Below are 14,955 nucleotides of genomic sequence, written 5' to 3'. Positions count from 1 at the left end.
CGCTACAGATGACACCGCGCTGCCTCCTTAGCCCCGATCGCGGCCAAGGTTCACGCAAAACACCCCGAGGCTGAGGCCAAGGACTGGAGGAAACTCAGTGATCTGGTGCGGAAGGATCGTCGGCACCACGCGTCGCACCCAGGCTGTGCTTCGCAGAACCGATGCTCCGCCGTGCATCGGTGCCTGCTTCCCCAGCGGTTTCACACGAATAGCGCACGTTTGGAAGACCTGCACTCCACCAGCAGAGCGCCCGAACAGCACCTGCTTGATCGTGCTGTTGAGGTTGTCGGCGTCGCCGTAGTAACGGAACGAATCTGGTTGTTTGGTGATCTTCGTCCGGCAGCGGCTTACGAGTGGTCTTTGCGCCAGAGCGCTTCGGGGTCGGCGAGTCAACGACCACGGCTACACGGATCCCGGGCCATCGCAGGAATGGGTTAACTACCAGCGACTGACTGTGACGAGGTGAACGCCACGGCAGCACGTAGGGCCAAAACCGGCGCCCAACGCCTGCAACACACCACGCAGGGGCCTGCAGCATCGTTGGTGCGCCGAGCTGCGGCGGGTCATACCTCCAGCATCACGCCGAACATGATGGCCATGCCGGAGGCCATGAATGCCTGGCATAGCGTTCCCCAGTCCCCGAGGAGCGTGGTGTGCTGCGCAGGGTTCGCTTTCCGCTGGGCGAAATAGTGATACAGCCAATACACTGCGGCACTTGCGAATCCGACCGCCGCGATCCAGTTGAGGGTAGTGATCCACCAGGGTTCGGCTGTGTGGGGTACCGATATGTCCATACCCGGCATCTTCATTCCGGGCGAGCTGGGCATTGTGTGGTCGGGTGGGTGATCGCGCCGGCCCAGCGGGCCGCCGCGCATTACCGCGTACAGCCAAGCTACCGCCGCCATCATGTTGGCGTGGTAGCCGTTGGTCAGTCGGCCATCGTCGCCGGAGAACACGTGGGCAGCCACCAGCACGAACCAGACGGCCGCCGCGAGGAAGAAGGCCATCGGCCCGAGTGTGGGGAGTTCCATTCCGACCGGCCAGGCCATCGCAACCATTCCCGCGCACATCACTATGTGCAGCAGGCGTTCGACTGTGCATATCCATCGTTCACGTTGCGCGACAAGGCCGTACAGGTGTCCCGCGAAGCTGGCGCCGAAGAGGACGCTAACCGTCCACCGCAGCGCGAGGTCGCCAATCAAGTTCCGCTACACCGCATGCTCGGGACTCCTCTGCGCTGCGCCGGCACCGTTGGTCGTCTCCTTTGGCTGGATTCACGATTAAGGGGTGTCATGGCCGCTGAGCTACTCGCAGACTGCAGACCACATGTCAAGCGTCGCGGCCAAAGCGGCGAAGTCGCAGCGAGTTGGTCACCACGCTGACCGAGGAAAATCCCATCGCCGCGCCTGCGACGATCGGGTTTAGCACGCCGAGCGCGGCGAGGGGAATTGCGGCGGTGTTGTAGCCGAACGCCCAGCCGAGGTTTTGATAAATAGTGCGCAGCGTCAGCCTCGAGAGCTCGATCGAATGGACGACGCCGTCGAGCCGGCCGGACATCAGCGTGATATCGGATGCCTCGATGGCCACGTCGGTGCCGGTGCCGATCGCAATGCCCAGATCGGCCTGCACCAGGGCGGGCGCGTCGTTGACGCCGTCGCCGACCATCGCGACCACGCGGCCCTCGTCTTGGAGTCGGCGCACCTCGGTAACCTTGTCGTGCGGCAACACCTCAGCCAGCACCTGCTCGATGCCGACCTGCTTGGCGATCGCGGCCGCCGTGCGGGTGTTGTCGCCGGTGATCAATGCGACATGCAGCCCCATGGCGCGCAGTTGATGGACCACGTCGGCGGCGTCGTCTTTGACGGTGTCGGCCACGGCGAGCACACCCACAACTTCGCCGTCGCGGCCGACGAAAACCGCGGTGCGGCCTTGTTCTTCGAACTCCGTCGCCGCTGCGGCAAGGTGTTCAGGCAACTTCACGTCGTGCACATCGAGGAGCTTGCGCCGCCCGACCACCACGGGTCGGCCCTCTACCTCGGCGCGCACTCCGTGCCCCGCGAGGTTGGTGAACGCCGTAGCGGCCGGGATCTCCACCCCCCGTTCGTGTGCCCCGGCGACGATCGCCGCGCCGATGGGGTGTTCGGAGCCCGATTCGACCGCGGCGGCAATTCGCAGCACCAGATTGGGCTGACGGCGCTTGTCGGCAATCACGTCGGTGAGTCGCATCTGGGCTTGGGTGAGGGTGCCGGTCTTGTCGAACACCACGGTGTCGATCTTCTTCGAGGCTTCCAGCACCTCACCGCCCTTGACCAGGATCCCCATGTCGGCGCCGCGGCCAGTGCCGACCATGATCGCGGTGGGGGTGGCCAGGCCCAGCGCACACGGGCACGCGATGATCAGCACCGCGACCGCCGCCGTCATGCCGGCGACCGGGTTGGCGGCGAACAGCGTCCAGCCCGCAAACGTCGCCACGGCCACGCCGAGGACAGCTGGCACGAACACCGCCGAGACCCGATCGGCCAAGCGCTGCACCGGGGCCTTGCCGCCCTGGGCCTGTTCGACCAGTCGCACGATCTGCGCCAGCGCGGTGTCGGTCCCTACGGCGGTAGCGCGGATGGTCAGCAGCCCGTCGGTGTTGACGGTGGCCCCGGCAACATGGTCGCCCACCGTTTTTTCGACCGGGACGGACTCGCCGGTCAGCATCGACTCATCAACGCCGGCACGCCCGTCGACGACCTCGCCGTCGACCGGGATCTTCTCCCCCGGCCGCACCCGCAGCAGGTCTCCTACTTGCACCTGATCGATTGGCACAAGGAGCTCCTGGCCGTCGACCAGCAGCCGGGCTTCTTTGGCGCCCATTTCCAACAGCTTGCTGATGGCCTCGAGCGTCTTGCCGTGGGCTTTGGCTTCGAAATAGCGGCCCAGCACCACGAACGCGATGATCAGCGCCGAGGTGTCGAAGAACAGCGGCCCGCCAACGAGGAGCTGATAGGTGGAGTAGATGAACGCGGTCAACGTGCCGAGTGTGATCAGCGTGTCCATGTTCGCGGTTTTCTCCCGCGCCCGTTGGGCCGCCCCCAACAGGAACGGCCACCCGGCTATGAATTGGACGGGCAGCGTCGCGGCGAAGGCCAACCACCCCGCCCACGGGGACGCGGCGAAGAACATCGTCAAGCCAGACGCCAGCAGCCCCAGCGGCCAGGCCAACCAGACCCGCCGCAACCAGGCCCGAATCCCACGCTGGGCCTCCTCGCGCGGCGAGGGCTGACCCTCGGTAACCGGCGCGAGGTGATAGCCGATACCTTTCAGCGCCTCTCGTAGCCTCTCGATCTCCGGCGGAGCTTCTGACTCGTCACTGTGCAGGCCCAGCAGCATCCGCCCGATCCCGCCGACGACCTTCCCCACGATGCCGCCATTGCCGATATCAGCCGACCGCGAAACAGGCGCCGGCTCCGAAGCGGCAGGGCTGCGCTCCACCTCGGTGATCGCCGACAAGACGGCGCCGGTGTCGCATCGCTCGGGCCAATATCGGATCACAACGGATGCCGTGCGCGGATACACACGCACGGTGCGTACACCAGATAGGTTGCCGACCGTCTCCTCGATTGCGACGGCCCGGCCTTCGTCCATACGAAAGCCGTTGGTGTGTATACGCATCCGTCCTGCCGCGTCGGACGCAACGGTCGGGCCCACATCTCGCTGAGCATCAATTGTCAGCATCAGTGGTCCTAGTCTTCCGAGTCCGCCGCGGCTGGGGCGCAACTTCCTCGTCCGCCACCGCTGACAGCGGAGCTTTCTCCCCGCTGCGCTCTATCGCCTCGGCGAACATGTCGGCGGCCGTCAATCGAGCCCGCTCGGCCTTCTCCTCAGCCGTGCGCACGCCGCGAACACCACAGGCCATTGCGGAAACCGTTGCCTCCCGCCACGGAGCCTTCGCCACCACTCGGTGTAGCGCCTCATACGCGGCGAAGGTCAACACGTGGGGCGCCGCCTTCACCAAAAACCCATGCAATGCCATCTCGCACGCTCCCTTCGCAATCGTTGCCCCGGCATGGCTCACGCCTCGGCGGCGCGGGTCGCGTCAGCTGACGGGCCACCCCCAAGGTAAGGGTTGCCCCAAGGGCAAGGTCAAGGGTTAGGTCGCACCAGCGCCGAGGTCGGATTCATCGAGTCCGACGGTTCAACTGCACTGGATTATTCGACCTCTGATGCATAGGTGAATCAGCGCCCGTGCTAGGGCCACCCCGTGGATTTAATGCTATGGCGTTTCATCGGCGAGCTGTATCTGGGCGCGGGTGCGGGTGCCGGTCTTGTCAAACACGACCGTATCGATCTTCTTCGAAGCTTCCAGCCGCCGCTCGATCTCCGGCGGATGGTCTGGCACTCCATGGCGCAGGCGTAATTGCGTTCGCCCTATCCCGCCGGTGACTTTGTCCACTATGCCGCCGTTGCCGAAATCAGCCGAGCGGGGGGCATGCGCGGGCACCGACGCGGCGGGGGTGTGCTGTGCATCGGTGATCGCCGACAAGACGGCAGCGGTGTCGCAGGCAGCGGGCGAATACCGGATCACAACGGATGCCGTTCGCGGATAGACACGCACGGCACGCACACCGCTCAGCTGCCGACCGCATCCTCGATCGCGACGGCCGGGACCGTGTAGATACGAAACCCGTTGGCGGACACATGCATCCGCCCCGCAGCGGCGGATACAACGGTCAACCCAACATCCCGGTCAGGATCAACGGTCAGCATCAGTGATCCTGGCCTTGTCAGTCCGCCGCGGCGGGGGCGCAACTTCGTACGCCGCAAAACTCACCAGGTGGGGCGCCGCCTTCATCTCGCACGCTCTCCCGTCGCTTCGCGTTAGCCGACGAGCAACCCCAAGGTATGGGTTGCCCCCGGGGCAAGGTCAAGGGTTAGGCCACACCGGCGCCGAGGCTGGATTCATCGAGCTCACGCGGGTCCTAACTGGACCCCATCGTTCGTACGTGCGCCGTAACGAAAGACGTTGAAACGCACTTTCTTACGCAATTTCAGTGCGGTTGAACGAAAGCCGACGGCCCGCGACGCGGGCGGGCGGGCGGGCGGGCGGCAAAGAATTACGGCACTGCGCCTTGACCTTGCCCTTGAGGCAATCCCTACCGTTGGAGTCACCGGCGGTGATGCCTCCACCGTAGTCACGCGAAGGAGGCGAACATGAGCTGAGCGACAACGTAATTAGGCCTCGTGGTCCCCGTAGGCCACTGATGCGGCGCACCCACCAACGCCGTAAGCAGATTCATCGATTCGCTACATAGTCCATCACTTCACACCGATCCTTCGAGCACCAGCGCCGTAGCGAAACATTCTGCGACGCAACGGCTCACGTCACAAGACCGACCACGGCATCGCCCGCCCGCGACGCCGTGGGAACCCTAGCAGAATGGAAACCCCTACCATGTTCACCGGCACCACTAGCCACGCCGGTGCCCTGGTCACCGCCATCGTGGTGCTAACCGGCGCCGCAATTCTGAGCGGCGGCGCAGCAGCGGCCGACCCAAACCAGGACGACCAGTTTCTGGCACTGCTCGATAAAGCAGAAATCCCCGCCCTCAAGAACGTTCCGAGCCTCATCGCCACAGCCCATAAAGTCTGTCGCAAACTCGATGGCGGCATGCCGGTGGATGCCTTAGTCGACGAGATGGTGAACAACGCGTATCGCATCGACCCGCCCGAGCGCCTATACGCTCCCGGCCGCCTCGCGCGCACCGAGGCCCGATTCATTACCGCGGCAGTGGAGATCTACTGCCCGTACCACCGGGGCAAGATAGCTTCCATCATGGCTAATCGCGCGCCGGGATCGAGGCAACCGACGCACCGGCTCGCCGCGTACGCGCATGACACAGTCACCTCAGGAAGCGATCTGCGGGACACGCCGCCGGGGTTGGACATGACCAATATGCCGGCGGCGGGCCGCACAATGCTCGCCTCACTGATCGGAGCGGTTCCCGCGGGGGATCCCCTCCTACCGAACCCGCCGCAGATTCCGGCGCCACCGCCCCCGACGGCGCATATCCTGGCACCGCCCCCGCCGATAGCCGCACCGCCGCCACCAAAACAATCGCCGCCGCAACCGCAAGAGGTGGAGCCCCCTGCCGATGCTCCTCCGGGGGGCCCTGCCGGCGGCGGTGGCAACGGCGGTGGCGGCATCGGCGGCGGAGGCAGTGGTGGCAACGCCGGTGGCGGTCCGGTGGAGCCGTCGCCGGCGCGACCCATGCCTCCGGGCTTTGTCAGGCTCGCACCGTGAGAGGCTGCCGCGGCGTACCCTTGACCTTGCCCCTGGGGCAACCCCTACCGTTGGAGTCACCGTCGACGTTGCCGTTCGCGACGGAGCGCGGCGTCGCCGGACCACTCTTGCAATTCAGCTGGAATAGGAGGAAGGGGAAACGGACTCGTCGGCACCGCGCCCCTAACGACCAATGAGTGAGGCAGCTGCATCCGGGACTCGCACGGCTACGCTTGAACCTCGCAGCTGGGAAGGGTCATCGATAGCGGCCGCCGTCCGTGAACGGACCCTAGTGACGCACACCATCGGTGACGCCGCCAAAGCCATTGGCGTGTCCGCCAAGGCCATCCGGATCTGGGAAGCCAAGGGCCTGCTGCCGCCTGCTGAGCGCACCCAAGCCGGCTACCGGCTGTTCAGCGACCACGACATCGCGATCCTGCGGTTCATTCTTCGGGCCCGGACCCTCGGCCTGACGTTGTCGGAGATCAAAGACATCCTCGACCTGCATCGCCACGGCACGGCGCCCTGTGAGCAGGTCACCGCCCTGCTCGACAAGCACATTCGCGACATCGACCGCGCCATCGCCGACCTACGCGCCCTACGCACCACCCTGACCACCGCGCTACAAACCGCCCGCAGCGATCAACGCCGCGGACGCGCTGCCACCGTCTGCCGCATCATTGAATCCCCAACGGCATAAGGAGACCACCTACGAGGCCGGGGTCGATCAGAAATTGGTCGTCAGGTGTGCATGGAGTTGGCGTAGACGAGCCGCACGCAGCGGCACTTCCGTGAGTGCGGCATGGTGCCGTAGGTGCTGTGCCGGTGAAGGGCGGCGTGGACCTCACCGATGCAGGCCTTGGGGTTGTCGGCCCAGTCCGGGTTCTCGCTCATATCGAGCATGAAGTCGGCGTCAAACTCGTTGTCGCCGACGGCGGGGTCGATGATGGTGCGATGCGCCCACGAACCTTGCGGCCTCTTGCCGGTAATCAGCGAGTTGCACATCCTAAGCAGGGATGACGAGTCGTTTCGTGCTGTCGCCGAGCAGTCGCGTGCCGAGGACTCTTTCCGGCATCCAGGCGGCGAGTATGGCGTCGCCACGCCAACTGAGATCGCCCATCTATGACGCGAAAGCGCTGCGGCAAGCATTGATCGGCGCACATCGACCCGAAGTGCGAAGACCCGCAGCGTGCCGCTCCTACGTACAGCACGCCGGCGTCAACTGAGCGAACCGGCATTCCGCGAGACACGTGACCGACAAGCATCCACTGAAGACGCCGTTCGGTGTTCGGTATAGACCGAACACCGAAAGCATGCGAGGATCTACCCATGACAGGATCGCTCCGCACCGAGATGAACGCTGTCGACGAACTCGCCGACGCCGTGGCCGCGGTGGGGCTCAAGTTCGTGCGCGCGAACGAAGCGAACGATCTGCACGCGGACGGGGTCCTCGTCTTGCCCGACAACCGCCAGCTGCTCGTCGAGGTCAAAACCTCGTCACTAATGACCACAAAGGGCCTGCGGGACCAGCTGCAACTGTGGAGTCACCAACTGCGCGCGAACACCGTCGGCGTGGTCGTAGCCAACCGCATTACGGCCGATGCGCGCGAAGAGCTCCGCGCTGCCGGCTGGAGCTGGTTGGACACTCGCGGCCACCTACGGCTCGCCGCCAATGGACTGCTGGTAGACGCGAACGTGCCGGCTGCCATGCGCGCGCCACGCCGGCGCGAACCGTTCGCCGGTCAAGTTGGCATCGAATTAGCGTCAGCCATGCTGCTCACACCCGACCGCGTGGTCTCCATTCGTCCCCTCGCCACGCAGATCGACCGCGCCCCCAGCTCGGTATCCGACACGATTGCCGCGTTCCGCGACGCCAACCTGATCACTCCGGCCGGGCACCCTAGAACACCAGAGCTCTTCTGGGAGTTAGCGTCACGGTGGAAGCCCACCGACTTCGCCGTCGCAAATGAGCCGCGAGAGGGTGGCCTGCTTAATGCACTGCGGGTGAATCTCGACGACTTCGACAAGCCGGGATGGGCGCTCAGCGATTCGCGCGCGGCCGCCGTATACGGCGCGCCGATCGCGATCAGATCAAACCATCCACCGGTGCTCTACGTTCCCGACCAGCAGGTGATGCGCCGCGCAGCCAAACTGCTCGCACCCGCGCGCGAGCACATCACGCCCACAGCCGTCGTGCGTGTTGCACCCACGCCCCTGGTTTGCATATACCGGCAAGATCCAGTGGATTTTCCCGGCAACGGGAACAGTGAGTACTGGCCCATGACCCGCCCCCTATTCGTGGCTCTCGACCTGGCCCAGGACCCAGGTCGAGGGCGCGAGATACTGGATAGCTGGACTCCCCCAGAGCCGTGGTCTCGTGTCTGGTAAACAGCTTCAGACCCCTCGGGTAGAGCTGCTGGGCGCCCAAATGTCGGCACTGGCGGACGCAATCCGCACTACCCAGACCCTGACTGGCCAGCCTGTGACGGTGATCGGAGGTCTGGCTGTGATATGCCGTCTCAGCACCCCGCATCGTGCCACCAGCGACCTCGACATCGTCAACCGCCGCAACGACCATCAAGCCCCTCAGCTCGAACTGCTGATAGCGAAGAGCGAGCCGGTCGAAGGACGCAACGCGGCGCTGGTCACGACTGCGGCCGGAAAAGTGATCGTTGACGTCTTGGAAGTGGCCGACGCCGATTTGCACCCGCTGCCCGACGATCCCACCGGCCGGCTCTTCGTGCTGTCGCACGCCTGGGCTGCTGCCACCGCGACTCCGGTCATCATGGGTGTGCACGGACAGCCTGATATCGCGGTTGCAGTTGCCGAGCCCGGCCCGCTGATCGCCATGAAACTTCAAGCGACCTTCGATCGCGGCAAAGCCAAGGAAGGCACGGACTTGCTTGACATCGTCCGACTCACTTTGGATCAACAATCGGGACCCACAGTGCGAGAGCAGCTTTCACTGGCTGAGTCCCAGCTCGCGCGGGACATCGCACAACACGTGGAGTTCTGCCTCGACGCGCGTGCCGACCGATCGCTATCACTGATCAACGCAATCCCCGAAGGCGCCGATTTACGTCTCGATGACATCCACCTCGCCGCCGAGCTACTCAGCGGAGCGCTAGGCCACTGACCGCTGAACCTCACTTTGGAGCAGCACAAGCTTGCACTGATTCGTTCGTCAGTAGTTGCCAGCGCGGCGTCGGCAGAATAATGACTCGTCAGGATCAACGGCTCAGCTGGAAGACCTCAACTCGTGTCGTAGGCGGACAAGTCCCCCCTCGGACACACCACTGAGGCGAGCGAGCCGATGGAGTGCGTTGAGCGGCGACGCCGCGATCACACATGTTTTTCGTCTTGTTCCAGAGCTTTCTCGCTGCCGATGCACCCTGCGCGTGTGAGGGCCGGCCGATCGGGTAACCGGCCGAGCAGGCGACATCCGAAAGCGTTATCCCCATGGCCGACAACAAGCTCGACAAGTGGGTGATGCTACGAAACACCAAGCTGCACAACACCCTTCGCGACGGCCCCGGCGAATGCGACATCCGACTCGACGACCGGAACGTCCGGGTGCGCCACGACCTGTCCGGTCGCCGGGTCGACGTGTTGCCGGCCGGCGGCGCCATCCCCTGGAACGACGGCAGCGAGGCCGGCTCGCCGATGCGCGGGCGTAGCTGCCAGTAGGCTTGGAAGACACCTTTGGGACACCACCGATGAACCGACCGAACGGCTTTCTCCGGCGAACGGCGATGCGCAGTTTTCGCGACCGCCGTGAGGCCGGGCGCGCGCTGGCCGGGGAGCTGATGGGCTACCGCGACCGCGGCGACGTGCTGGTGTTCGGGCTGGCCCGCGGCGGCCTGCCGGTGGCCTGGGAGATCGCCGCGGCGCTGCACGCCCCGCTGGACGTGTTTTTGGTGCGCAAGCTCGGGGTGCCGAACTGGTCGGAGCTGGCGATGGGCGCCCTGGCCAGCGGCGGCGGCGTGGTGATGAACGACGACGTGGTGAGCAGCCTGCGCATCACCGACGAGCAGGTGCGCGCGGTGATCGACAGCGAGACGGCCGAACTGGCGCGGCGCGAGCACGCGTACCGGGGCGATCGCCCGATGGCCGACCTGCGGGACAAGGTCGTGATCCTGGTCGACGACGGGATCGCCACCGGCGCCAGCATGCTGGCCGCGGTGCGCGCGTTGAGGTCCGGCCCGACCGGCGCGACACCCAGATCGATAGTCGTGGCCGTGCCGGTGGGACCGGAGTCGGCCTGCCGCGAGCTGGGCCGCGAGGCCGACGAGGTGGTGTGCCTGAGCACGCCGCCGGGATTCGAGGCCGTCGGGCAGGTGTACGGCGACTTTCACCAGGTCAGCGACGACGAGGTGCGTGAGCTGCTGGCCACACCGACCGGCTGAGCGCGCGGAACGTCAGTGCGTGGCCTCGTCGCCGCGGCCGTCGGCCGGGACGGCGGATTCCTCGGACCGCCCGGCCTGCCCTGACTGATCGGACGGCTCGGTGGCTTCGGTGCTTTCGGTGGCGTCGGCGTCTGCGCTGCTTTGGGTGGGCGCGTCCTCGGGATAGTCGACGAAGTCGTCCTCGTCGGCGCCCGCCTCGTCCGCGTCCTCGTCAGCGTCCTCGTGGGCCTCGTCACCGCCCAGGTCGCGCTGCTGGCGCTCCCGCAGCGCGTCGAGGATCAACAGCACCACGCCCACCACGCTGGCGGCGATGCACACCCAGGCGACCAGCTCGTTGCTGGTGACGACCGCGAACACCAACGCGACAAGCCCGATCAGGGCCAATACCAGCGCAATGATGAGCATCAGTCATCCTCCAGGCGACGAGCGGGACCGCGGTCTTGCAGACCTTGTTTCAGACCTAGTGTGCCAACCCCGAAGCTCGGCGCGTGACCGGCACGACTCAGAGCCCAGTCAGCGGCTAGTTGTTGCCCCGGTTGAACTGGTCGAACCCGCCCGCATCCGCGCTGGAATCCACCGGCGCGGCCGAGCCGCGCTGGCCGAGCTCCTCCAGCTGGGACTCCAGGTAGGTCTTGAGCCGGGTGCGGTATTCGCGTTCGAAGGTGCGCAGCTGCTCGAGGCGGCCTTCCAGCACCGTGCGCTGCTGGTTGATGGTGCCCATGATCTCGGAATGCTTGCGTTCGGCGTCGGCCTGCAGGGCGTCGGCCTTCTCCTGGGCCTGACGCAACTGGGCCTCCGAGCGGGCCTGCGCGTCGGCCAGCATCGCGTCGGCGCGCTGCCGGGCCTCGGCGACCGTGGTCTCGGCGGTGCTGCGGGCCTCGCTGAGGATCTGGTCGGCGTTGGCCCGCGCGTCGGCCAGCATCTTCTCCGACTCGGCCTGCGCCGTGCTGGTCAGCCGGTCGGCGGTGTCCTGGGCCAGGCTCAGCACCCGCGCGGCCTTGATGGCCTGCTCCTCGTTGCTGACGGCGGCGGCCGGCGCGGCCTTGACCGGCTCGGGCTCGGCGACAGGAATGGCCTGAGTGGGCGCGGCGGCGGCCGGCGCGGCGGCACCGCCACCGGCGGCGAGCTCCTGGTCCAGCTCTTCGATCCGTTGCCGCAGGTCGCTGTTCTCTTCGATGAGTCGCGTCAGCTCGGCTTCCACCAGATCGAGGAAGGCATCCACCTCGTCTTCGTTGTAGCCCCGCTTGCCGATCGGTGGCTTACTGAACGCCACATTGTGGACGTCGGCTGGTGTAAGCGGCATTGTTTCGTCCCCTCAAGTTCCTGTCGAACGTTCTGGAAAGTGTAGAACGCAGTGGTAGCCGTCGTGCAACTGCCGTCCATCCTGTCACACCAGGCGCGACGGTCGCCGATTAGCCCAATAAATAAGAACCAATTTCAAACAGTGAGGCCAATAAAATCCGAAACCTTAGAATTTTTAAATCGGCGGAACCAAACCGACGCTAAAACGTGGCCGAACCGTCTCCGGGCCGGAATCCGGCCCCACGTCACCCCCGCTGAACGGCGCCGCGCGGGACAAGCCGGATCAGGATCGGATCAGGACCGGATCAGGCCGCCGCGCCGAACGCCAACTGCATCCCGATGAACGCGACCAGCAGCAGCACCATGATCGACAGGTCGAAGCGAACCGCTCCGATGGTCAGTTGCGGGATCAGCCGGCGCAGCAGCTTCACCGGCGGATCGGTGATCGACATGATGATCTCCAGCACCACCACGGTGATCCCGGTGGGATGCCAGTCCCGGCTGAACGAGCGGATGAATTCGACGACGACCCGGGCGATGAGCAGCAGCCAGAAGATGAACAGCGCAAACCCGAGGATCTGAAAGAACAACACCAACTGAAGTGCCCCGACCTTACCGATGACCTTGCCGATGACCTGGCGGATGAGAGCCAAGCGCCGCGGACCTGCGCGGCGCCTGCCAGCCTACCGACTCCGGGCGCGATGCCCCATCTCACCTGGTCCGACGGGGCATCGCGCCGCCGGCGGCGGCGCCGGGCGGTCGAGGTTATTGGTATGCGTAGAAACCGGTTTCGGCGATCCGGCGGCGCTCCTCCGGCGACACGTCGACGTCGGCGGGTGAGAGCAGGAACACCTTGGTGGCGACCTTGTCGAAGGAGCCGCGCAGCGCGAACGCCAGCCCGGCCGCGAAGTCGACGAGCCGCTTGGCGTCGGCGTTGTCCATCGAGACCAGGTCCATGATGACCGGGGTGCCGTCGCGGAACCGCTCGCCGATGGTGCGGGCCTCGCTGTAGTCCTTGGGCCGCAGCGTGGTGATCTTCGACAGCGGGTGGCCCTCTTCGAACATCATGGCCATCCGGCGCGGGTCCATCGCCAGCGCGCCGCGGGTGGAGTTGCGCAGCCAGGAGCCGAACCGCGGCCGGCCCATCTCGGGGCGCTCGAACTCGCGCGGGTGGACGGCGCCGTAGCGCGACTCCTCGGCGTAGCCGCCGCGGTAGCCGGCGGGCGGTGGGTAGTCGGCCGGCTCGCGGCGCGGGTCGTCGTAGTCGTCACCGTCGTAGCGGCCGTACCCGTCGTCGAATCGCGGCCGCGGGAAACCGCGGGACGGCGCGCGGTCGTCGTAGTACTCGTCTTCGTAGTCGTCCATTGGGGCCATCCCGAAATACGCCTTGACTTTGTGCAGTGTGCTCATTGCGTTGACCCTTCTAGCCCCTGAGATTGCTGGTGTTAGTGATGAAGCTGTTACTGCAGTGACTACTTACGGTGACGGTAACGGGCGACGGCCCAATAGCGCGGTACCGACACGCACACATGTCGAACCGTGTTTGACGGCAATTTCGAAGTCGTCGGACATGCCGGCGGACAGCCCCACCGCGTTGCGATGCGTCTCGAGCACCCGCCGATGCTCGGATTGCAGCCGGTCAAACGCCTCGTCGGGGTCGAAGTTCAGCGGCGGGATGGCCATCAAGCCGACCAGGTCCAGGTTGTTCGCCGCCGCGACCTGCGCGCACACCTCGTCGACGGCCCCGGGCCGGGAGATGTCCACGCCGCCGCGCGACTCGTCGCCGTCGAGGCTGACCTGGACGTACACCCGCATCGGGTCGGTGCGGCCGCCGTCGGCCAGGGCCGCCGCCACTCCCCGGTCGAGCGCGGACACCAGGTGGGTGCTGTCGACCGAGTGCGCGGTGTGCGCCCAGCGGGCCACCGACCGGGCCTTGTTCCGCTGGATGTGGCCCACCATGTGCCAGCGCGGAATCGCCACATTCGTCCGCGCGGACGTCGCCAACAGGCGCGTGACTTCGGCCACCTTCGCCGTCGCTTCCTGGTCGCGCGATTCGCCGACGGCGCGACAACCCAATCGAGACAACGTCACGACATCGGTCGCCGGGAAGAATTTGGTGACCGGCAGCACTTCGATTTCCGCGACATTGCGGCCCGCCGCCTCGGCGGCCGCCGCCAGCCGCGAGCGCACCGCCGCCAGGGCGTGCGTCAATTCCGTTTCGCGGTCGCCGGCGCTGTCCGGGGCCGGTGTTCCTGCCGTCATCGCCGTCACTCCATCCAGATCAGGGAGGCCAACCGTCCGGTCGGCGCGTCGCGGCGATGACTGAACAATGCCGGGTCCGCCACCGTGCACCGCGGATCGATGTCGATTGCGGTGACACCCAATTCCCTTAGCTGGCAAGCGATTCCGGCCCGCAGATCCAGTCCGGGCGTTCCGGCCGCGGTGGTGGTGCGGCTGCCCGGCAGCGCCGCCTCGACCTCGTCGGCCATTGCCGCCGGCACTTCGTAGTTGGCGCCGCTGACCGCCGGGCCGAGCAGGGCCGACATGTCGGCGGGTTGCGCGCCCAGCGCCCGCATCGCCTCCACCGTGCGCACCACCACGCCGCGCTGGGCCCCGACCCGACCGGCGTGCACGGCCGCGGCCACCCCGGCGCGGGCGTCGGCCAGCAGCACCGGAACGCAGTCGGCGGTCACCACGGCCAGCGCCAGCCGCGCGGTGCCGGTGACCAGCGCGTCGGTCGCGTCCACCGCGCCGTCGCGGGGCCCGTGGACCACCTCGACCCGGTCGCCGTGCACCTGGTTCATCCACACCACGCGGTCGGGCTTGAGCCCGAGGGCGGCCGCCAGCCGGGCCCGGTTGGCGGCTACCGCCGCCGGGTCGTCGCCGACGTGGTCGCCCAGGTTGAAACTGTCGAACGGGGGCTTGGAGACACCACCGGCGCGGGTGGTCGTCACCCGGCGGATGCGAACGCTCACGTGACCA

General features: G+C 66.4%; 15 protein-coding genes and 2 pseudogenes. 6 read left to right on the top strand and 11 right to left on the bottom strand.

Translation table 11 applies throughout. The features are described 5' to 3' along the window. Window positions 1–563 precede the first annotated feature (563 nt). The 4 genes and pseudogenes from NF20_RS07245 to NF20_RS28050 form a co-directional block, all read right to left on the bottom strand. Entirely contained in the window at window positions 564–1,202 is a 639-nt protein-coding gene (locus NF20_RS07245; RefSeq protein ID WP_019734354.1) for a DUF5134 domain-containing protein, read from the bottom strand. 127 nt (window positions 1,203–1,329) lie between these two features. Next, window positions 1,330–3,657, bottom strand: coding sequence for a copper-translocating P-type ATPase (locus NF20_RS07240; RefSeq protein WP_085989686.1), 2,328 nt, complete (start codon window positions 3,655–3,657; stop codon window positions 1,330–1,332). Window positions 3,658–3,706: 49 nt separating this feature from the next. Next, complete coding sequence (locus tag NF20_RS07235; protein WP_019734356.1) at window positions 3,707–4,018, bottom strand: DUF1490 family protein; 312 nt, start codon at window positions 4,016–4,018, stop codon at window positions 3,707–3,709. Between the two features lie 408 nt (window positions 4,019–4,426). Further along, window positions 4,427–4,752, bottom strand: a pseudogene (locus NF20_RS28050) (cadmium-transporting ATPase); the annotation flags it as partial. A 685-nt stretch (window positions 4,753–5,437) separates the two neighbouring features. Here NF20_RS28050 and NF20_RS26105 point away from each other — a divergent pair. Both NF20_RS26105 and NF20_RS07225 read left to right on the top strand, forming a co-directional pair. Further along, entirely contained in the window at window positions 5,438–6,286 is an 849-nt protein-coding gene (locus NF20_RS26105; RefSeq protein ID WP_075362388.1) for a DUF732 domain-containing protein, read from the top strand. Window positions 6,287–6,557: 271 nt separating this feature from the next. Further along, window positions 6,558–6,965 carry a MerR family DNA-binding protein gene (locus NF20_RS07225; RefSeq protein WP_019733678.1) on the top strand — a complete coding sequence of 136 codons (408 nt, stop codon included), beginning with the start codon at window positions 6,558–6,560 and terminating at the stop codon, window positions 6,963–6,965. 41 nt (window positions 6,966–7,006) lie between these two features. On the opposite strand, the gene NF20_RS07220 is transcribed toward NF20_RS07225, so the two are convergent. Then, entirely contained in the window at window positions 7,007–7,270 is a 264-nt protein-coding gene (locus NF20_RS07220) for an SMODS domain-containing nucleotidyltransferase (protein WP_019733677.1), read from the bottom strand. A gap of 324 nt (window positions 7,271–7,594) precedes the next feature. Here NF20_RS07220 and NF20_RS07215 point away from each other — a divergent pair, with 324 nt between their 5' ends. From NF20_RS07215 to NF20_RS07200, 4 genes and pseudogenes are all read left to right on the top strand, one after another. Continuing rightward, window positions 7,595–8,653, top strand: coding sequence for a hypothetical protein (locus NF20_RS07215; RefSeq protein WP_019733676.1), 1,059 nt, complete (start codon window positions 7,595–7,597; stop codon window positions 8,651–8,653). A gap of 40 nt (window positions 8,654–8,693) precedes the next feature. Beyond that, on the top strand, window positions 8,694–9,401 hold the full coding sequence (locus NF20_RS07210) for a hypothetical protein (RefSeq protein ID WP_019733675.1): 708 nt from the start codon (window positions 8,694–8,696) through the stop codon (window positions 9,399–9,401). A 323-nt stretch (window positions 9,402–9,724) separates the two neighbouring features. After that, a complete protein-coding gene (locus NF20_RS07205) occupies window positions 9,725–9,952 on the top strand; it encodes a crotonobetainyl-CoA--carnitine CoA-transferase (RefSeq protein WP_033712788.1) in 228 nt (75 codons plus the stop codon). 26 nt (window positions 9,953–9,978) lie between these two features. Continuing rightward, window positions 9,979–10,671: pseudogene (locus NF20_RS07200) on the top strand (phosphoribosyltransferase); the annotation flags it as partial. Window positions 10,672–10,683: 12 nt separating this feature from the next. On the opposite strand, the gene NF20_RS07195 reads toward NF20_RS07200, so the two are convergent. The 6 genes from NF20_RS07195 to pgeF all read right to left on the bottom strand — a co-directional run bounded on the left by NF20_RS07195 (window position 10,684) and on the right by pgeF (window position 14,948). Further along, complete coding sequence (locus tag NF20_RS07195) at window positions 10,684–11,076, bottom strand: phage holin family protein (protein WP_023865801.1); 393 nt, start codon at window positions 11,074–11,076, stop codon at window positions 10,684–10,686. 115 nt (window positions 11,077–11,191) lie between these two features. Then, on the bottom strand, window positions 11,192–11,974 hold the full coding sequence (locus NF20_RS07190) for a DivIVA domain-containing protein (RefSeq protein WP_003872218.1): 783 nt from the start codon (window positions 11,972–11,974) through the stop codon (window positions 11,192–11,194). Window positions 11,975–12,278: 304 nt separating this feature from the next. Next, the gene (locus NF20_RS07185) at window positions 12,279–12,569 is read right to left on the bottom strand and encodes a YggT family protein (protein WP_003878110.1); all 291 of its coding nucleotides are present in this window, start codon (window positions 12,567–12,569) and stop codon (window positions 12,279–12,281) included. A gap of 169 nt (window positions 12,570–12,738) precedes the next feature. After that, window positions 12,739–13,383: a cell division protein SepF gene (locus tag NF20_RS07180; RefSeq protein WP_003872220.1), complete on the bottom strand. Its 645-nt coding sequence runs from the start codon at window positions 13,381–13,383 to the stop codon at window positions 12,739–12,741. A gap of 66 nt (window positions 13,384–13,449) precedes the next feature. Beyond that, complete coding sequence (locus NF20_RS07175) at window positions 13,450–14,235, bottom strand: YggS family pyridoxal phosphate-dependent enzyme (protein WP_033712811.1); 786 nt, start codon at window positions 14,233–14,235, stop codon at window positions 13,450–13,452. A 5-nt stretch (window positions 14,236–14,240) separates the two neighbouring features. Further along, window positions 14,241–14,948, bottom strand: a complete 708-nt coding sequence (pgeF, locus tag NF20_RS07170) for a peptidoglycan editing factor PgeF (RefSeq protein WP_011724736.1) — start codon at window positions 14,946–14,948, stop codon at window positions 14,241–14,243. Window positions 14,949–14,955: the final 7 nt, after the last annotated feature.

This window comes from Mycobacterium sp. MAC_080597_8934 (assembly GCF_000523975.1).
GTDB classification, from domain to species: Bacteria; Actinomycetota; Actinomycetes; order Mycobacteriales; family Mycobacteriaceae; genus Mycobacterium; species Mycobacterium avium.
The sequence above is the reverse complement of the archived record's forward strand: the minus strand, read 5'-3'. Positions and strand labels throughout refer to the sequence as shown.